Origin of the sequence: Corynebacterium sp. 212_CJEI, from assembly GCF_001055915.1 — a bacterium.
GTDB lineage: Bacteria > Actinomycetota > Actinomycetes > Mycobacteriales > Mycobacteriaceae > Corynebacterium > Corynebacterium jeikeium_D.
Map to the genome: position 1 here is coordinate 1 of NZ_JVPT01000046.1, position 18388 is coordinate 18388.

The following is an 18388-nucleotide window of genomic DNA, read 5'->3' on the forward strand; positions in this document are numbered from 1 at the left end:
TTATTGCCGATTGCCTGCGGGCAGGTCATTCGCACCGGCGTATCGCCCAGATGGTCTGTCGTAGTCAATCCACTATCAGTCGTGAAATCGCACGCAACAGCGTCGATGGTATCTACGATGCCTATCACGCTGATCAGGCCAGCCGCGGGCGTCTTGCTCGTCCAAAGCCGCGCAAACTCGATGACAATCGATTTTTGCGCGCCCAGGTTGTCAATCTGCTCAACCGTGGCGCCTCGCCGCGTCAGGCCAGTGGCAGGTTGGCTGCACTGTGGGGTGATAATACGTCCATGACTATTAGCCACGAGTCGATTTACCAGGCCCTTTACGTACAAGGGGCAGGCAGCTTGCGCAAAGAACTTGTGTTTGAAAAGTCCTGCCGGACTACCCGGCCAGGGCGTAAACCCCGCTCGCTTCTCGCGGGGGTGCCCAAGCCACGTGGAAAACGCTGGACTCATGATGCCAATATTTCACTTCGCCCAGCCGAAGCCAATGATCGTGCGGTACCCGGTCATTGGGAAGGCGATTTGATTATTGGCGCAGATGGCACCAGTGCTTTAGCGACGTTGGTGGAACGCCGCAGCAGGTTTGTGCTGCTCGGCAGACTCGGCACTGACCATACTGCCGCCAGTGTCAATGAGGTGATGGTACGGATGATTCGTCGGCTCAAAGAGTCGATGGACACCACGATTTCGACGTTGACCTGGGATCAGGGAGTGGAGTTTGCCAAACACACGGAGTTTTCTGTCGCGGAGAATATCCAGGTGTTTTTCGCCGATCCGCATTCGCCGTGGCAGCGAGGTAGCAATGAGCGGATGAATCGGGATATCCGGTTTTATTTCCCCAAAGGCACCAACTTTACCGATGTCACCGACCAAGAGGTCGCCGAGGCGGAAGCATTGCTGAATAACCGGCCGCGGGTAGTGCTCGACGGGTTAACTCCCCGGGAGGTAATCTCTGGTGTTATCCATGATGCAATGACCGCCTGACCCTACCGGCTTGAAAGTGTCATAAACTCGCACAGTTTCATATGTGCAGCCCGTGTTCATATGTGCAGCCCGCGATTTTTGAGATCGCTGCGGAATCCGAAGTTGGGTAGGGGAGGGACAAAGGCAGGGCGGGGACACTGCGGCGCCTGGAATCGGTGCGGTCGGCTGCGGGGCGTCATGCAGTAATTGGTTTAACCAAAATCCACCGATAGTTGTTTTTCTACGATTTTCTAGAATTTTTAGCGTGAAATTACAAGGTTGTGGTGCGTCTGTGTACAACATCTTGTGCGCCAGAGATCTCCGAACAGGGAATACCATGGTTGTGAGTACTACATCTAGTATGACTAGAGTTTTCTAGGCACCAAGTGTAGTGTTTTCGATGTCGAGCCAAGGAGAGCTAAAAGGACCTGTCTGCCACCCGTACTCGGTTTCTCATGAACCCTGGGAGCTTTCGGTCATTCAACCAATCCGCTGATTCCTCGGCCGCTTCCGTTGTTTGTACGAAGTCGATCCGATTCATTGGTCTTACCCAAAGCCAGAAAGTTTGTGAGAGTCATGGTTACCGTTTACAGCAAGCCTGCATGTGTCCAGTGCCGCGCTACCACTCGTGCCCTCGATAAGGCTGGAATTGCCTACGATATCGTCGACATCACCATGGACGATGAGGCTCGGGACTACGTCATGGCTCTCGGTCACCTCCAGGCGCCGGTCGTTGACACTGGCACTGAGACCTGGTCGGGTTTCCGTCCGGATCGCATCAAGGCTCTCCAGGCAGCGTAAGAATCACACACCTCTCCGCAGATTTCGTTGACCACCCGGGAAGCGAAGATTGCGGGGGTTTTGCGATGTAAAGGGTGAAGCTCTCATGCTGGTGGTGTATTTCTCCTCGGCGACGGGGAATACACACAAGTTTGTTGAAAAGCTAGGTATCAAAAATGCCCGCATTCCCATCCGTCGTAATGAGCCGGAGCTTATCGTCGATGAGCCCTACGTCCTCATTTGCCCGACTTATGGTGGCGGCGCTTCCATCAGCGGTGGTAACTCAAGGCCAGTTCCTCCGCAGGTCATCAAATTTCTTAATAATGAGCACAACCGCTCTTTCATCCGAGGTGTGATTGCTGCCGGCAATCTCAACTTCGGTGAGGACTTCTGTAAAGCAGGGGATGTCATCTCCTACAAGTGCAAGGTTCCATATCTATATCGCTTCGAGCTGATGGGAACCGACCACGATGTGCGGCGAGTCCGAGAAGGGCTAGAGGAATTCTTCCACGGTAGAGCCAGCGCCTAAGTTGGCAAGCCTCAGTGTCGAGGGAAGGGGCACTGAGGACAACCGAATGGATACGCTCGCGGAAGCCGTCGTAAAGCGGTGTGCGAGGAAAATAGCTAGATTGGATTGCTCTGGGCAGTGTTGGAACAGACCCTGTGCAGGCAAATGAATATTAAAGGAGTCAACGTGTCGGAAATGGGCAAGCAGGTCGCGGAGCCGGTGGGCGAGGACAAGCTGGATTACCACGCGCTCAATGCGCTGCTGAATCTGTACGGTGAAGACGGCAAGATTCAGTTCGATAAGGACCGCATGGCTGCGCGACAGTTCTTCTTGCAGCATGTCAATCAGAACACTGTGTTCTTCCATAACTTGCGGGAGAAGCTCGATTACCTGGTAGAGAACCATTACTACGAGGCTGAGGTTCTGGAGAAGTACGAATTTGAGGACGTCAAGGCGCTGTTCAAGCAGGCCTACGCCCACAAGTTCCGTTTTCAGACTTTCCTGGGTGCTTACAAGTACTACACCTCGTACACGCTGAAGACTTTCGACGGCAAGCGTTACTTGGAGCGCTACGAAGACCGTGTGTGCATGGTTGCTCTTACGCTTGCCGACGGCGACTTGGGGCTCGCGCAGCACCTGGTTGATGAGATCATCGCCGGACGCTTCCAGCCTGCTACTCCTACATTCCTCAACTCCGGTAAGGCCCAGCGCGGCGAGCCGGTGAGCTGCTTCCTGCTGCGTATCGAGGACAACATGGAGTCCATTGGCCGCGCCATCAACTCCTCGCTGCAGCTGTCCAAGCGCGGCGGTGGTGTGGCGCTGCTGCTGAGCAACCTGCGTGAACAGGGCGCTCCGATTAAGCACATCGAGAATCAGTCTTCCGGTGTCATCCCGGTTATGAAGCTGCTGGAGGACTCCTTCTCCTACGCTAACCAGCTGGGTGCTCGCCAGGGAGCAGGCGCTGTCTACCTGCACGCGCACCACCCGGACATCATGCGCTTCCTGGATACCAAGCGTGAGAACGCGGACGAGAAGATTCGCATCAAGTCGCTGTCGCTCGGCGTTGTCATTCCGGACATCACGTTCGAGCTGGCCAAGCGTAACGACGACATGTACCTCTTCAGCCCGTACGATGTCGAGCGTGTCTACGGTAAGCCGTTCGCGGACATTAGCATCACCGAGAATTACGCGGATATGGTCGAGGACCCGCGTATTCGTAAGCAGAAGATCAACGCGCGTCAGTTCTTCCAGACCATCGCTGAGATTCAGTTTGAGTCCGGCTACCCGTACATCATGTTCGAGGACACGGTTAACCGCGCGAACCCGATTGAGGGCCGCATTAACATGTCGAACCTCTGCTCGGAGATTCTGCAGGTCAACACCCCGTCGACCTACAATGCGGACCTGTCCTACGAGCACGTGGGTGAGGACATTTCCTGTAACCTCGGTTCGCTGAATATTGCGATGACCATGGACTCGCCGGACTTTGGTCGCACTGTCGAGACTGCCATCCGTGGCCTGACTGCGGTCAGTGAGCAGACTTCTATTGACTCGGTGCCATCGATTCGCAAGGGCAACGACGGATCTCACGCCATCGGCCTGGGGCAGATGAACCTGCACGGCTACCTTGGCCGCGAGAAGATTATGTACGGCTCGGAAGAGGGCCTGGACTTCACCAACGCCTACTTCGCAGCAGTGCTCTACGCAGTCCTGCGCGCATCCAACAAGATTGCTCGCGAGCGCGGTCAGAAGTTCGTCAACTTTGAGAACTCTGACTACGCCAGCGGCAAGTACTTCGATAACTTCGATCCGGCAGAGTTCCAGCCGAAGACTCAGCACGTCAAGGAGATCTTCGAGAACTCCACCGCGCACATTCCGGACGCTGAGGACTGGGCGCAACTGAAGGCCGACGTCATGGAGTACGGCCTGTTCAACCGTAACCTGCAGGCAGTGCCGCCGACCGGTTCGATTTCCTACATCAACAACTCGACCTCGTCGATTCACCCGATTGCATCTCAGATTGAGATTCGCAAGGAGGGCAAGATCGGTCGCGTATACTATCCGGCTCCGCACTTGGACAATGACAACCGTGAGTACTTCCAGGACGCCTACGAAATCGGCTACGAGAAGATCATTGACACTTACGCGGTCGCTACCAAGTATGTTGACCAGGGACTGTCGCTGACCTTGTTCTTCAAGGACACGGTGAGCACTCGTGACCTCAACCGTGCGCAGATTTACGCATGGCGCAAGGGTATTAAGACTCTGTACTACATCCGCCTGCGTCAGGTTGCGCTGGAGGGTACTGAGGTCGAGGGTTGCGTATCCTGCATGCTTTAAGCAAGCGTGCTTGAGGGCTAGGCATCTAGTGCTTCAGTTGTAGCGCATTGAAGGCGCGAGAATTTCCCCGAGTTTTGCCGGGAGATTCTCGCGCCTTTTTCGTCACTCCACCCAATTGGGAACAAATGTAAATATCACTATTGACGGTTGTAATCCAGGTAATTAACCTGGGCAGTGGTACACCAATGTTCGCATAATTTTCACCCACGGCTAGTGGGGGAAGGGGCTGGAAGCCATGTCCGATACCACTGGTAAGAGCACTCCACACATCAACCCAAAGGGTGCGCCGATTGCAGAAACCATTTTGTTGCCAGGTGACCCGCTGCGTGCCAAGTTCATTGCGGAGACCTATTTGGACGATGTCGTTCAGTTCAACAAAGTTCGCAACATGTTGGGCTTTACCGGCACCTACCAGGGGCAGGAAGTGTCCGTCATGGGATCCGGTATGGGCATTCCGTCTATCTCGCTGTACTCCTGGGAACTTATCCATGTTTTCGGCTGCAAGAAGCTGATTCGCGTCGGTTCCTGCGGCGCGTTGCAGCCGGAGCTGGACCTGTATGACGTGGTTATCGGCCAGACGGCATCGACGGACTCCAATTTTCTATCGCAGTACAACTTGCCGGGAACGTTCGCCCCGTCCGCATCTTTCCGTCTGATTGAAGATGTTCGCGATCGTGCCCGCGAGCAGGGCATCACTACACACGTCGGCAACATCTTGTCCAGCGATATTTTCTACAACTTCCAGGATGATGTGAACGACCGTTGGGCACGCATGGGTGTGCTGGCGGTGGAGATGGAATCTGCTGGCCTTTATGCCACCGCCGCCGAGGCCGGTGTGGAGGCCATGGGAATCTTCACTGTGTCGGACAACATCGTCACCGGTGGAAAGACCACTCCGGAAGAACGTGAGAAGGCCTTCACGACGATGATGGAGCTGGCATTGCCGCTGGCTCGACTCTAGTGTCCTGGTCCGCAATCAATTGGCTTGAAGTGTGAAATAGGTACAGTGCGATGAGCAATCCCGCCCGCAATACCAGCTTGAACGTGAATCCCCGTGAAAGCGCAGCGTCCAAGGCTGCCGCGCCAAACCCTAAGGCCGCAGTCCCGGTCTTGCTGTTTTCCTTTGTATTCTGTTTGGTCTTGGACAATGGCTTTAAGTTCATGACCAAGCCGATTGCGGAATCTCTGGACCTCAGTGTCTCCACGGCCAGTCTGCAGGCGACACTCGCCGGTATCTTGATTGGCATTGGAGCGGTGGTGTACGCCGCATTGGCGGACAGCATCAGTATCCGCAAATTGATGATTGTCGGTATCGGCTTCGTCGCCGTGGGCTCTCTACTGGGTTATTTCTTCCAGGGAGTATGGCCAATCGTGCTTACTGCCCGCATTATTCAAACTGCCGGCCTGGCGGCGGCTGAGACACTCTACGTCATCTATGTCACCAAGTACCTAAGCCCAGAAGATCAGAAAACCTACCTCGGCTTTTCCACCGCGGCCTTCCAAGCCGCGCTGCTGATTGGAACGTTGACCTCGGGAATCGTGGCTACCTACATTTCCTGGCCGGCTATGTTCCTGATTTCGCTCATTCTGATAGTTGCCATTCCGTTCCTGATCAAGACAGTTCCGGAGGAGCAGCAGCAGAAGAGTCACCTGGATATCTTTGGCCTGTTCCTCATCGCGGTCATCGCCACTGCGGTGATGCTGTTCATGCAGCAGTTCCAATGGTGGTGGCTGGTTGCCGCTGCGCTGGGCGTCGCGCTCTTTGTCTGGCACATCCGGACACATGACAACGCCGTGGTCAGCCCGTCGTTCTTTACCAATGCTCGCTACGTTTGCGCGCTGATTGTTGTGCTCGTGGTTTACATGGTCCAGTTGGGGTATTCGGCCATTCTGTTGCCGTATATGGTCGACGAGCTCTATGGCATCAACCTCGACGGTGCTGCCTATATCCTCGCGCCGGGCTACCTCTGCGCTGTCATCGTCGGTGTAATGTCTGGCAAGGTTGCCAAGTTCCTGCCCTCGAAGCAGGCCATTGTCGCGGCTATCAGCATCATCATCGTGGCGTTGCTCATCCCCGCAGTGCTGCCGGGGGCCGGTGTTGCCACGGTTATCGTCTCCATGATTCTGTTCCCATCAGGGTTCGCGCTCATGTATGCGCCGTTGGTCGCGACCGCACTGCAGAACATTCCTGCCGCCAAGTCCGGTGTTGCAATCGGTTTCTACAATCTGACGATCAACATTGCCGTACCGGTTGGCATCGCGTTAACGGCCATGCTTGTTGATTCTCGACCGGCCTTCTTCAGCACCCTCTCCATCGCGCAGTCTGAAGCAGAAGGGGTCTCCGCTACCATCGCTTGGTTGCTCGCGCTCATGGCTGTCGTAGGTTTGCTGGTGTACGTCATCTCCGACCGCATCATCAACGACACGGCGGAAAACCGAGAGAAGGTTCACGCCTAGGTTCGCGCAACATCTTGCGCTTGGTGCTTGACGACGGACATTGCGTCGTCAAGCACCTTGTTCTTTGTGTGACGTGGGGTTAGGGGAGGGGCACCGGGAACAAGACTCGGCAAGTGGGGCGATTTCTTCTAGGCCGCGTGCTTAATAATGCGGGTGTGGGTAAGCTGCTAAGGGTAGTGGCTCCTTTCATCGGGAGCCTGACGTTTTGTAGTGGGACAAGGCTGGAATAGCCACCGCTGCAGTCGCTGTTTGAACTCGTAAAGAGTGAAGGACGTTCCTTATATATAAGGTGTGTTCGAAAAACGGCAATATCAATGAAAAAGGGAGAGGTTTCCACGTGAGTTTCGATGATTGCCCACCCTCGACTCCGGCCCACCGTGAGAAGAATCCAGAGTCGCGTGCATGCCCAGTTGCGGCTATTGACTGGAACACGATTCCTGATGATAAGGATCTCGAGGTTTGGGATCGTCTGACCGGTAACTTCTGGTTGCCGGAAAAGGTGCCGCTGTCGAATGACATCAAGAGCTGGAATACGCTCAACGCACTGGAGCAGCGCACCACGATGCGCGTGTTCACTGGTCTGACCATGCTGGACACCATCCAGGGCACGGTAGGTGCAGTATCACTCATTCCAGATGCGCTGACTCCGCACGAGGAAGCTGTGTACACCAATATCGCCTTCATGGAATCGGTGCACGCAAAGAGCTACTCGTCGATTTTCCAGACGCTGGCGTCGACTCCTGAGATTCAGGATGCGTTCCGTTGGGGCGAGGAGAATGAGTACCTGCAGAAGAAGGCCAAGATTATCCTCGACTACTACGAGGGCGATAATCCGCAGAAGAAGAAGGTTGCTTCCACTTTGCTGGAGTCCTTCCTGTTCTACTCGGGCTTCTACCTGCCGATGTACTGGTCCAGCCACGCCAAGCTGACCAACACCGCGGACATTATTCGCCTAATCATTCGTGATGAGGCAGTTCACGGTTACTACATCGGTTACAAGTACCAGCGCAACCTGGAGCGTCTGACCCAGGCCGAACGTGACGAGCTGAAGGATTACACCTTCGACCTCATGTTTGATCTCTACGACAACGAGATTCAGTACACCGAAGAGATGTACGACGAACTCGGTTGGACCGAGGATGTCAAGCGTTTCTTGCGTTACAACGGCAACAAGGCTCTGAACAACTTGGGCTATGAGGGTATGTTCCCGGCCGACGAGACTCGCGTTTCGCCGTCGATCCTGTCGGCCCTGTCGCCGAATGCTGACGAAAACCACGACTTCTTCTCGGGTTCCGGCTCTTCCTACGTCATGGGTAAGGCTGAAGTAACCGAGGATGAGGACTGGGACTTCTAAAAGCACAGGTGTAGGGAACATTCCGCATCGAGCCTCACTCTGGTGACAGCACACACACGGGGGTAGTAGTCCTAGCCTCGACGGTTCCTGCTAAATAGGCGTTAGCCCAGGTTAAGACAATTCTCAGGAAACTAATAGTGTGCTTAGCTGAGTGGGGAAGTGAGCCGGAAAATCCCTTAGCCTTAACTTTTTCCAAGGTTCAGACTAGAATCTGGCACATAGCGGTAGGTGGGTTCGCCGTCGCGTACTCGCCTGCACTATTCTCACAAGGACAAAACTTAAAATCCCTGTAGTGAGTTACAGGAAATCTTCGCGTAGTAAGGAGGAAGAATGACTGCAGTAGCGCCTCGTCCAGATCATGGCGTTGTAGCGCCGGAACGGCCGCAGCCGTTCGGACATGAGCGTAAGGGCAGCTGGGCGTGGGAAATGCTGACCACGACCGACCACAAGAAGCTGGGCATCATGTACATCATTATGTCCTTCTCGTTCTTCTTTGTCGGCGGTCTGATGGCTCTGCTTATCCGTGCTGAGCTCTTCGCCCCAGGACTTCAGTTCCTTTCTAACGAGCAGTTCAACCAGATGTTCACCATGCACGGCACGGTGATGCTGCTTCTGTTCGGTACCCCGATTGTTTGGGGTTTTGCTAACTACATTCTGCCACTTCAGATTGGTGCTCCGGACGTGGCTTTCCCGCGTCTGAACGCTTTCGGCTTCTGGCTGACCACCATTGGTGGCATTCTGATGCTGTCGGGCTTCCTGACCCCGGGTGGTGCTGCTGACTTCGGTTGGACCATGTACTCCCCGCTGTCTGACCCGATTCACTCTCCGGGTGTCGGTTCTGACCTGTGGATTGTCGGTGTCGGTGTTGGTGGTGTCGGTACCATCGCTTCCGCCATTAACATGACCACCACTGTCCTGTGCCTCCGTGCACCAGGCATGACCATGTTCCGTATGCCAATCTTCACCTGGAACATCCTGGTTACCTCGATCCTGGCTCTGCTGATCTTCCCGATTCTGACTGCAGCTGCTCTTGGTGTTTTGTACGACCGTAAGCTGGGCGGTCACATTTACGACCCGGCAAACGGTGGCGCAATGCTGTGGCAGCACCTGTTCTGGTTCTTCGGTCACCCAGAGGTCTACGTCCTGCTGTTGCCGTTCGTGGGCATCATCACCGAGGTCGTTCCGGTCTTTTCCCGTAAGCCGCTGTTCGGCTACGCAGGTATGGTCTTCGCAACCCTGTCTATTGCAGGTCTGTCCATGGCTGTGTGGGCACACCACATGTTCGTGACCGGTGGCGTTCTGCTTCCGTTCTTCTCGTTCATGACCTTCCTGATTTCGGTCCCGACCGGTGTTAAGTTCATCAACTGGATGGGCACCATGTGGCGTGGCCACATGACCTTCGAGGCTCCGATGACTTTCGCTCTCGGCTTCATCGTGACCTTCCTGTTCGGTGGTTTGACCGGTATTATGCTGGCTTCCCCACCGCTGGACTTCCACGTCTCTGATACTTACTTCGTCGTGGCGCACTTCCACTACACCCTGTTCGGTACCCTGGTCTTCGCTTCCTACTCGGGCGTTTACTTCTGGTTCCCGAAGATGACTGGTCGTATGCTCGACGAGAAGCTGGCAAAGGTTCACTTCTGGCTGACCTTCATCGGCTTCAACCTGACCTTCCTGGTCCAGCACTGGCTGGGTAACGAGGGTATGCCGCGTCGTTACGCCGACTACCTCGAGACTGACGGTTTCACCACCCTGAACATGATCTCCACCGTTGGTGCGTTCATCCTGGGTCTGTCTGTTATCCCGTTTGTCTGGAACGTCTTCAAGTCCTGGCGCTACGGTGAGGTCGTCACTGTTGATGACCCGTGGGGTTACGGTAACTCCCTCGAGTGGGCTACTTCTTGCCCGCCGCCGCGCCACAACTTCACCTCGATGCCGCGCATCCGCTCGGAGCGCCCGGCGTTCGAGCTGCACTACCCGCACATGGTTGAGCGTCAGCGCGCAGAGGCCCACGTTGGTCGTCAGCTCTAAGAGCTAGTGGCTACATGGCTGATGCAACTCTGAGTTAATAACTACGCGAAGCTAAGGCCCCATCACGGTTCTCCGTGATGGGGCCTTAGTCTTGTCTTTGAGAGTCTTTCCTAGGGAAGAGGCAGTAAGAGAGCGCAGTAAGAGCAGGGGGGCGCAGGGAGCGCCAGAAGGGCAAGAGAGCAAGGCGATGGCTAGCGCCTGTCGCTGGCCACCCACTGAAGTGCGGAATCCCACTATGCGATGAGCGCTCTGCCGGGGCTTCATGCGATACTGGATTGGTGAATGAACAGGTAATTACCTCTCCCAGTCAGTCTGTAGATACCGATGCTCTATCGGTTTCGTTGGCACCGGGACTAGCTCCGGTGCTTATTACCGCTGTTGGCCGAGACCGCCCGGGTGTCTCCGCAGCTTTCTTCCGCGTGCTCGCGGCCCACGGAGTTCAAATTTTGGATGTGGAACAGTCGGTGTTCCGCTCTAATCTGAGCCTCGGTGCGCTTGTTGGTGTCACAGAAGAAAAGGTCGGTGTTCTCCGTGAGGGACTCATTGAAACACTGAAGCCTCACGGCATGACTGTCAGTTTCCAGCTGGATGCGCCGATTGAGCGCAGCGATGGCTCCACCCACGCACTTGTCGTGTTGGGCAATCCGGTCAACGCTGAGGATATTTCCCGTATCGGCCGCACTCTTGCTGATTACGGTGCAAACATCGATTCCATTCGCGGTATTGCTGACTACCCAGTCACTGGCCTGGAATTGCTGGTCTCTATTCCGGACCCGAAGCCGGGTGCGGGCATTCCGCTGCGTAAGGCACTGGCCGAGCTTGCACAGGACCAGGACATTGACATCGCAATTGAACGCGCTGGTTTGCAGCGCCGCTCCAAGCGCTTGATTTGTTTCGATGTGGACTCGACCTTGATTACCGGTGAGGTCATTGAGATGCTGGCCGCCCATGCTGGTCGCGAGGCGGAGGTTGCAGCGGTTACAGAGCGCGCTATGCGCGGTGAGCTGGACTTCGCCGAGTCACTGCATGAGCGAGTTAAGGCTCTGGCTGGCCTGCCGGTCAGCGTCCTAGAGGAAGTCACTAACTCCATCGAGCTGACTCCAGGCGCCCGCACCACGATCCGCACGCTGAAGCGCCTCGGTTACAAGTGTGGTGCTGTCTCCGGTGGCTTTATCCAGATCTTGGAGCCGCTGGCAAAGGATCTCGGTCTGGACTTTTACAAGGCGAATACCCTCGAGGTCGAGGACGGAAAGCTGACTGGACGCGTGGTCGGCGATGTCGTCGATAGGCAGGAGAAGGCCCGCAGCCTCAAGACGTTCGCCGCAGAGTCGGGATTTCAGATGCATCAGACCGTTGCGGTCGGCGATGGGGCCAATGACATCGATATGTTGTCGGTCGCAGGCCTTGGTATTGCTTTCAATGCCAAGCCGGCGCTAAAGGAAATCGCTGACACGTCCGTCAACGTTCCATTCATGGACTCGATTCTGTTCATGCTGGGCATTTCCCGCGATGAAATCGACGATGCCGACCGCGAAGATGGCACCTTCCGCCGCGTGCCGTTGGAGCAGTAGTGCAACGCGAGGATCACAAGAATCCAGCTGTCACGGACGCATCATCGGTACCGGAGTGGTTCCGTATCGCCCATAACCTCCTGCCGCAACCCGATAGGGAAGACCACGGCGAGGATGTGCCGTGGGCAATGGCTATTGTGCTTGAGGTTCCGAAGAAGGAACGCCCCTCGCGCACTGCGCTGCTCCGCGCTGCCGCGATGGCTGTTGTTGCTTGTTGCCTGGACGAACGCGCAGGCGATGACACTTCTGCCTATCAACAAGGTCTGGCGTCTTGGTACGGTGCGCGCATCCGCAAGCTCACACGTCGCGCTCGCAATATCGGCTGGCAACGCGCTCAGCTTGCACCGGGTGTCACCGTGGACGTCGACGGCGCGCAAGCTCGCGCACTAGTGCCAACTCCTGTCGACGAAACCTACCCGGAGATTGCCAAACTACAAATTTCCGGCACCGATTTGCCTTACGACGACCCGGAGAACACATCTCCCGGCGCCCCGGGCGACCATGAGAGCGCTGACACCTTTGCTCCGCCAGTGATTTGGGTGGACAAAAACCTGAATATGTCCGTAGGAAAGGTGGCCGCGCAAGTTGGACACGGCTCAATGCTCTATGCGGCCAGTCTGTCGGTCGAGGACGCTTGGGCGTGGGCGCAAAGTGGTTATGCGTTAGATGTGAAAGAAGTACCGCGGGAGCAGTGGCCAGCGCCAGAGCTCCGCGCGGTTGAGGTTCAGGATGCCGGGTTTACCGAGATTGCTCCCGGTTCAGTCACCGTGGCGGTGACCCCTGGGGCAGTAACTCACGACTGAGCGCGTGCTGCCTCCATGGCCTTGAGATCCTTGCGCAGAATCTTGCCCGTCGCCGACTTCGGGATTTCATCCATGAACTCGACTGCTCGCACCTTCTTGTACGGTGCGACGCGGTCGGCGACGTAGTCCATAATCTCGTCTTCAGTCACCTGCTCGCCCGCCTTGATGACGACGTAAGCCTTAGGAATCTCCTCGCCGTCGGAGCGAACGACACCACTGCAGGCGGCATCGGCAATATCCGGGTGGCTGAGCAGCACGGACTCGAGCTCGGCCGGCGGAACCTGGTAGCCCTTGTACTTAATCAGTTCCTTGAAGCGGTCGACGATGTACACATTCCCGTGTTCGTCGAGTTCCGCAACGTCGCCGGTACGCAGCCAACCGTCGACAAGCGTCTCTGCCGTCGCCTTCGGGTTGTTGAGGTAGCCCTTCATCACCTGTGGACCATGAATCCATAGCTCACCTGCCTCCGAGCGCCCCTCGGCGGGAACCGGGATTTCCTCAAAGCTGTCGGAGTCGAGGTTGACAATCTTGTACTGAGTGTTGGGGACTGCGCGACCGATCGAGTCCAGCGGACTATCGTGGCCGATGCGGATGTGGGCTGCTGGCGAGGACTCGGTCATGCCGAAGCCCTGTGCGACCACGCAGTCAAGGCGCTTTTCCACCTGTTCCGCGAGGTCAAGTTGGAGAGAAGCGGCACCCGAGAAGATTGTCTCCAGGCTGGACAAGTCAAAGGAATCGACAGCTGGGTGCTTGGCCAGGCCCACAGCTACAGGTGGTGCGATGAACGCGAACTTCACCTTGTGCTCGGCGATGATGGACAGGAAATCGACGAGGTCGAACTTGCCCATGGTGTACTGCGTCGTGCGGCGCCACAGGCACAGATTCAGCAGCGCAGTCAGGCCGTAGATGTGGAAAAACGGCAGGATAGTGACAGCCGGGGTGTCCTCGGTCAGCGCGTTGACTGTAGCTCCACCCGCCTGAGCGACGTTGGCCACCAAGTTGCGGTGAGTGAGCTGGACGCCCTTCGGTACACCGGTGGTTCCCGAGGAAAACGGAATCACGGCAACGTCATCGGGTGATACGTCGACGTCCGGGGCGCCGTGCCCCCTCGGCAAGCAGCTCGCCCATGCCGTGGAGGCCCGTCAGGCCGATAATCATCTCTTCCGGCAGACCAGCAGCCTCAGCGCCGTGGGCGCCAGCCCAACCGATTGAGGAGGTCGTCAGCATCATCTTCGCGTCAGACATCCGGAGTTGGTTTTCAATGTCCTCCGCAGTTGCCAGCGATGCGACCGTCGTGCAGACAGCCCCCGCGCGTAGGACACCGTGAAGAGCGACCGCGAAGGTTGTCGAGTTGGGGCAGTGGAGAGCCACAACGTCGCCCTTCTTAATCCCACGTGCTGCCAGCGCACCCGCAAACTTCTCAATGCTGGCCTTCAGATCACCGAAGGTGACCTCGGAGCCTGAGTCAACGATTGCAAGCTTGTCCTGGTGACGTGGCTCAATTTCTCCGAAGAGGAACTCAAAGAGTGAGGTCTCCGGGATGTCGATGTCGGGGAGGTTGCTGGAAAGGGGCATGCAGGAAATCGCCTTTCTAATCTCGTGCACGGCTGCCAAGTGTCCTGCTTCATTAGCTCGGGCACTGTAGCAGTGCTGTGTTTCACATCACAATAATGTATTGGATAGAAAAGCGTGGGATTTTTTCCAGAAACTATGCCTAATCCAGCGTCACCTCGTGAGCCCAGACAGCCCCCTCTGAATCAGCTTTGGGTCAGCCGCTGCAACGCTCCAGCCGCAATATCCAGGTTGGTCGTCCGCCAGAAGTCAGGCATCGACGCGGCAATCCAGGAACCATAGCGTGCAGTAGCCAACCGTGAATCCAGTACCGCAACAACCCCGCGGTCATCGACTTGGCGTAGCAGACGACCAGAACCCTGCGCCATCAGCAGCGCTGCATGTGTCGCTGAGACCTCCATAAAACCGTTTCGGCCAGCGGCATTAGCCGCATCGGAGCGCGCGGACAAAAGCGGGTCGTCGGGGCGGGGGAACGGGATGCGATCGATGATGACACACGATAGCGATGGGCCAGGAACATCGACGCCTTGCCACAGCGTCAGCGTGCCAAACAAGCATGTCTGCGGATTAGCTGCGAAGCGATCAACCAGAGCACCGATAGAGTCATCGCCTTGGCACAGCACGTCGTAAGGCAGGCGCTTGCGCATTTCCTCCGCCGCTGCCTCGGCGCCTCGGCGAGAAGAAAACAGCCCGAGCGTTCGCCCACCAGCGGCGCGGATGAGGCGCTCCATGATCGCGAACTGCTCCGGTGTGGCGCCGTCGCGTCCAGGTCGTGGCAGGTCGCGTGCGACGTAGAGGATGCCAGATTTCTGCGGGTCAAAGGGCGTGCCGACGTCCAAGCCATCCCACCCACCGGAGGGAAGCCCCCAAGCGGCGGCCATGGCATCGAACTTGCCGCCAAGAGCAAGTGTTGCTGAGGTCAAAACGACGGTGGATTCGCCGAAGAGGCGTTCGCGAAGCAGTGCTGCGATGGACAGGGGAGCGACATAAACTGTCTTGTTCTCGCCAAGCCATACGACATCGTCGCTACTGAACTCTAGAATTCGCACGACTGTGTCGTGCATATTCTCCACGGCAGCGCGGACGGTCTGGCGCTCAGTGTTGTCAGAGTCAGAACTCGAACCACCGGAGCCCGACCCGCCAGAGCTGCCTGAACTAGAGGTGCCTAGCGTGGTCTGTAGTTGCCACAGGCTATCGCGGAGCGAAGCTAGCGCCGCTCCAAGCTCACCGGGAATTTCTTCGAGTGCGCCGCTGTAGGCGTCGGCAAGCAATGCGACGGTCTCGCCGAGTAGATCCGTGGCATCGGTGACATCATCCACCTGCTCTGCGGCTCCGAATTTGCGGGCGCGCCGGGCCATCATGGTGATACCGGCAGGGGAGAGCTCGTCGGTGGCAACAGAGGTGATTCGACCGTCGAGCTCGTGAGCCTCGTCAATGACAACGCAGTCGTGCTGCGGCAAAATCATGGCGTCGGAGAGCGCATCGATGGCCAACAGTGCGTGATTGGTGACAACGATGTCAACGTTGGAGGCCTCGCGGCGGGCTTGTTCGGCGAAACACTCCTCGCCGAAAGGGCAGGAAATGGCACCGACGCATTCGCGAGCCGTGACGGAGACCTGCCGCCAGGCTTCGTTGGAAACGCCCTTGTCCAGGCTGTCGCGGTCGCCGGTGTCGGTGTCATTGGCCCACTCGCGTAGCCGCATGACCTCGGCAGCGGTTCGGCTGAGCTGCGCTTCGCTGAGGAGGGCAGTGGGGCCAACGGCGTCACCTGAGCTGGCCTGCTCGGATTCATCACCGTCCATGACGGGATCTTTGATGACATTTCCGACCTTGGACTTGCACAGGTAGTTCGAGCGGCCCTTGAGGATTGCGAAGGTTGGCGTGCGGGACAAGTGTGGCTCTAGCGAACTGACTAGCCGCGGCAAGTCGCGTTCGACCAGCTGGCGTTGCAGCGCAATGGTCGCCGTGGAAACGATTACAGACTCGTCGGACTCCATTGCTTGCACAATGGCAGGCACCAGGTAGGCCAGCGACTTACCCGTACCGGTGCCTGCCTGTACCGCTAGGTGCCGCTCGCGCGCAAAGGCGGAGGCCACCGACCGGGACATTTTGACCTGATTCGGTCGAGTCGTTCCGCCGAGTCCCTTCACTGCCGCATCGAGAAGAGCTTCGATGCTATCCGCGTTATGGACGCTGGCTCTCGGTGAAGCTAGCTCGTCAACATCGTCAAAGTCCTCAAAGTCGTCCGATAGCTCAGCAAAATCTGCGTGCTCGGGAGTGTCCGACACAGTTCCCCCGCCGCCTAAACGCCGTGAAAACGGACGGACAGTACCGGCTCGTCACGGGAAAGTGCGAGCCCCTCCCACGGGAGGCTGACCAGCGCCTTAACCAAGTGATCGCGGGACTCCTCCAAGGTCGGTAGACCATCGACGACCTCGCCATCGCGCATCATCGGAATGGTCAGATCGCGGTAGTGCAGGTTGCCCACATCCGGGATTTCCGAGCCGAGCGGGAAAGCGATTTCCTCCACGGCGGTACCGGAACGGCGACAGGTACGAATCGCCGCCTTCACGCCACCATGGCTCCGCTTATCCAGAGAACGCTTGGCGACGGGCACCCCATCAACTTCGACCATCTTGTAGACCAGGCCCGCAGTCGGTGCGCCGGAGCCAGTGACTACAGAGGTGCCCACGCCGTAGACATCGACCGGCTCTGCCCTCAGCGCCGCAATGGCGAACTCGTCGAGGTCAGAGGACACTACGATGTTGGTGTTGTGTGCACCCAGCGAGTCCAGCTGCTGACGCACCTGGCGAGCGAGAACTCCGAGGTCGCCGGAGTCAATACGTACACCGCCGAGTTCCGGACCCGCGACCTCAATAGCCGTATTGACGCCCTCGGTGATGTCGTAGGTATCCACCAACAAAGTGGTGTCGGTTCCCAGTGTGTCAATCTGAGCCTTGAAGGCCGCAGCCTCGTTCGTCGTGCCATCTGGGTTGGTGTGCAACAGAGTCCACGCGTGCGCAGCGGTACCGGAGGCTGGGATGTTGTACCGTGCCGCTGCCTCCAAGTTGGAGGTGGCGCTAAAACCTGCCAGGTAAGCGGCGCGGGCAGCAGTCACAGCTGCTTCTTCATGAGTGCGACGCGAACCCATTTCAATAATCGGGCGCCCACCGGCAGCCGTGACCATTCGGGTTGCTGCCGAGGCGATGGCGGAGTCCGCATTGAGAATGGAGAGAATAACAGTCTCCAAAATGACGCACTCGGCGAAAGTGCCTCGCACCGTCAAAATGGGCGAGGCGGGGAAGTAGAGCTCTCCCTCGCGGTAGCCGTCGACTTGGCCACTGAAGGAATAGTTACGCAGGTAATCCAGCGTCCTGTCATCGAGGAAGTCCAGCGAAGCCAGCTGTTCCTCGGTGAAGCGGAAGTTGCGGATAGCATCCAACACACGCGCTGTACCAGCGACAACGCCATAGCGACGCTCATTCGGCAGGCGACGGCCAAACACCTCGAAGGCGACCTGGCGCTCGCCGGATCCGTCGGCAAGCGATGCCTGCAGCATCGTCAGCTCGTACTTATCGGTGAGAAGGGCGGTGGAGGAATGCTTATCAATCACGGTCAACAGTCTAGTCGGCTGAAGCGGGCCGGGGCAGTCGGTTCCGGCGAGCGCGCGCCACTCCGTACTATCCTGGTGCCTATGAGCATGCCAGCAGCAACACCGATGCCCACTATGGATGCCGATGTCGTGACGGAATCGAACCGACCCTGGCAGTGCATTGTGTGGGATGACCAGGTTAATTCGATGAGTTATGTCACCTACGTGTTTCAGATGCTCTTCGGCATGGACCGAAAGAAGGCGCACGCGCTGATGATGACGGTTCACACGGAGGGCAAGGCAATCGTGTCTTCCGGTGAGCGTGACAAGGTGGAGGCCGATGTGAAGAAGCTCCACAAGGCAGGCTTGTGGGCAACAATGGAGCAGGCTGACTAAGCCGATATTCGACAGCGGG

Annotated in this window: 13 protein-coding genes and 1 pseudogene; 11 read left to right on the top strand and 3 right to left on the bottom strand. The window is 57.2% G+C overall.

The genetic code is table 11. From position 1 onward, the window contains the following. The 10 genes from ADB02_RS04230 to ADB02_RS04275 all read left to right on the top strand — a co-directional run. A partial coding sequence (locus ADB02_RS04230) for an IS30 family transposase (protein WP_049189741.1) occupies positions 1 to 986 on the top strand: 986 nt, incomplete at its 5' end. A gap of 555 nt (positions 987 to 1541) precedes the next feature. Beyond that, on the top strand, positions 1542 to 1766 hold the full coding sequence (gene nrdH / locus ADB02_RS04235) for a glutaredoxin-like protein NrdH (protein WP_005511161.1): 225 nt from the start codon (positions 1542 to 1544) through the stop codon (positions 1764 to 1766). 85 nt (positions 1767 to 1851) lie between these two features. Beyond that, the gene (gene nrdI, locus ADB02_RS04240; RefSeq protein ID WP_049189742.1) at positions 1852 to 2274 is read left to right on the top strand and encodes a class Ib ribonucleoside-diphosphate reductase assembly flavoprotein NrdI; all 423 of its coding nucleotides are present in this window, start codon (positions 1852 to 1854) and stop codon (positions 2272 to 2274) included. Between the two features lie 174 nt (positions 2275 to 2448). Next, complete coding sequence (gene nrdE / locus ADB02_RS04245) at positions 2449 to 4593, top strand: class 1b ribonucleoside-diphosphate reductase subunit alpha (protein WP_172620253.1); 2145 nt, start codon at positions 2449 to 2451, stop codon at positions 4591 to 4593. A gap of 235 nt (positions 4594 to 4828) precedes the next feature. Further along, a complete protein-coding gene (deoD, locus tag ADB02_RS04250; RefSeq protein WP_016422251.1) occupies positions 4829 to 5554 on the top strand; it encodes a purine-nucleoside phosphorylase in 726 nt (241 codons plus the stop codon). Between the two features lie 50 nt (positions 5555 to 5604). Beyond that, positions 5605 to 7050, top strand: coding sequence for an MFS transporter (locus ADB02_RS04255; RefSeq protein ID WP_049189743.1), 1446 nt, complete (start codon positions 5605 to 5607; stop codon positions 7048 to 7050). Between the two features lie 337 nt (positions 7051 to 7387). Continuing rightward, the gene (nrdF, locus tag ADB02_RS04260) at positions 7388 to 8404 is read left to right on the top strand and encodes a class 1b ribonucleoside-diphosphate reductase subunit beta (protein ID WP_016422253.1); all 1017 of its coding nucleotides are present in this window, start codon (positions 7388 to 7390) and stop codon (positions 8402 to 8404) included. A gap of 330 nt (positions 8405 to 8734) precedes the next feature. Further along, positions 8735 to 10435: a cytochrome c oxidase subunit I gene (gene ctaD / locus ADB02_RS04265; protein WP_005511131.1), complete on the top strand. Its 1701-nt coding sequence runs from the start codon at positions 8735 to 8737 to the stop codon at positions 10433 to 10435. A gap of 278 nt (positions 10436 to 10713) precedes the next feature. Then, a complete protein-coding gene (gene serB, locus ADB02_RS04270) occupies positions 10714 to 12006 on the top strand; it encodes a phosphoserine phosphatase SerB (RefSeq protein ID WP_048732992.1) in 1293 nt (430 codons plus the stop codon). Continuing rightward, on the top strand, positions 12006 to 12809 hold the full coding sequence (locus ADB02_RS04275) for an aminoacyl-tRNA hydrolase (RefSeq protein ID WP_016422256.1): 804 nt from the start codon (positions 12006 to 12008) through the stop codon (positions 12807 to 12809). The genes serB and ADB02_RS04275 overlap by 1 nt, the downstream gene beginning before the upstream one ends. Here the strand turns inward: ADB02_RS04275 and ADB02_RS04280 are convergent. The 3 genes and pseudogenes from ADB02_RS04280 to ADB02_RS04290 all read right to left on the bottom strand — a co-directional run bounded on the left by ADB02_RS04280 (position 12800) and on the right by ADB02_RS04290 (position 17994). Further along, positions 12800 to 14384: pseudogene (locus tag ADB02_RS04280) on the bottom strand (AMP-binding protein). The gene ADB02_RS04275 and the pseudogene ADB02_RS04280 overlap by 10 nt on opposite strands. Positions 14385 to 14566: 182 nt before the next feature. Beyond that, on the bottom strand, positions 14567 to 16555 hold the full coding sequence (locus ADB02_RS04285) for an ATP-dependent DNA helicase (protein ID WP_172954634.1): 1989 nt from the start codon (positions 16553 to 16555) through the stop codon (positions 14567 to 14569). A gap of 128 nt (positions 16556 to 16683) precedes the next feature. Next, positions 16684 to 17994 carry a nicotinate phosphoribosyltransferase gene (locus ADB02_RS04290; protein WP_016422259.1) on the bottom strand — a complete coding sequence of 437 codons (1311 nt, stop codon included), beginning with the start codon at positions 17992 to 17994 and terminating at the stop codon, positions 16684 to 16686. Between the two features lie 81 nt (positions 17995 to 18075). Here ADB02_RS04290 and clpS point away from each other — a divergent pair, with 81 nt between their 5' ends. Beyond that, positions 18076 to 18369 (top strand): ATP-dependent Clp protease adapter ClpS, encoded by a 294-nt coding sequence (gene clpS, locus ADB02_RS04295; RefSeq protein WP_005511165.1) that lies wholly within the window; start codon positions 18076 to 18078, stop codon positions 18367 to 18369. Positions 18370 to 18388 lie beyond the last annotated feature (19 nt).